Raw genomic sequence first — 975 nt, 5'->3', positions numbered from 1 at the left:
ATCCTGTGCTCGTTCTCGACCAGAGCGACGCGCACGAATTCGTCGCCATGCTCGCCGAAGCCAACACCGGGCGCCACGGCCACGTCGGCATGTTCGATGAGCAGCTTGGAGAATTCGAGTGAGCCGAGATGTCGGAACGGCTCCGGGATTGGCGCCCAGGCGAACATCGATGCCGCCGGTGCCGGAATTGTCCAGCCAGCGCGGCCGAAGGCATCGACCATCACATCGCGGCGCTTGTGGTAGATGTCGCGGACTTCGGCGATGTCGGCGCCGTCGCCATTGAGCGCATGTGCCGCCGCCACCTGGATCGGCGTGAAGGCGCCGTAATCGAGGTAGGATTTCACCCGCGTCAGCGCCGAGATCAGCCGCTCGTTGCCGACGGCAAAGCCCATCCGCCAACCGGGCATGGAGAAGGTCTTCGACATGGAGGTGAATTCGACGCAAACGTCGATCGCGCCAGGCACCTGCAGCACCGAAGGCGGCGGATTGCCGTCGAAATAGATCTCCGAATAGGCAAGGTCGGACAGGATGATGATGTCGTTCTTCTTGGCGAAGGCGACCACATCCTTGTAGAAATCGAGCGAGGCGACCAGCGCCGTCGGGTTCGACGGATAGTTGAGGATCAGCGCCAGCGGCTTCGGGATCGAATGTTTGACTCCGCGCTCGAGCGCCGGGATGAAGCCGTCGTCCGGCTCCACCTGCAGCGAGCGGATGACGCCACCCGACATGATGAAGCCGAAGGCATGGATCGGATAGGTCGGGTTAGGGCACAGGATCACGTCGCCGGGCGCCGTGATCGCCTGCGCCATATTGGCGAAGCCTTCCTTCGAGCCAAGCGTGGCCACCACTTGCGTGTCGGGATTGAGCTTCACGCCGAAGCGCCTGCCATAGTAGGCGGCTTGGGCGCGACGCAGGCCCGGAATGCCGCGCGACGAGGAATAGCGATGCGTGCGCGGGTCGCGCACGACCTCGCAC

Annotated in this window: 1 protein-coding gene; it reads right to left on the bottom strand. The window is 63.8% G+C overall.

The genetic code is table 11. The features are described from left to right. Positions 1-975: LL-diaminopimelate aminotransferase (locus EN749_RS36370; RefSeq protein ID WP_128365042.1), on the bottom strand; the 975-nt coding region annotated here is incomplete at both ends.

Source organism: Mesorhizobium sp. M7A.F.Ca.ET.027.02.1.1 (assembly GCF_004022985.1).
GTDB lineage: Bacteria > Pseudomonadota > Alphaproteobacteria > Rhizobiales > Rhizobiaceae > Mesorhizobium.
Note: the sequence above shows the minus strand (reverse complement) of the source record. Positions and strands in the feature narration are given on the sequence as shown.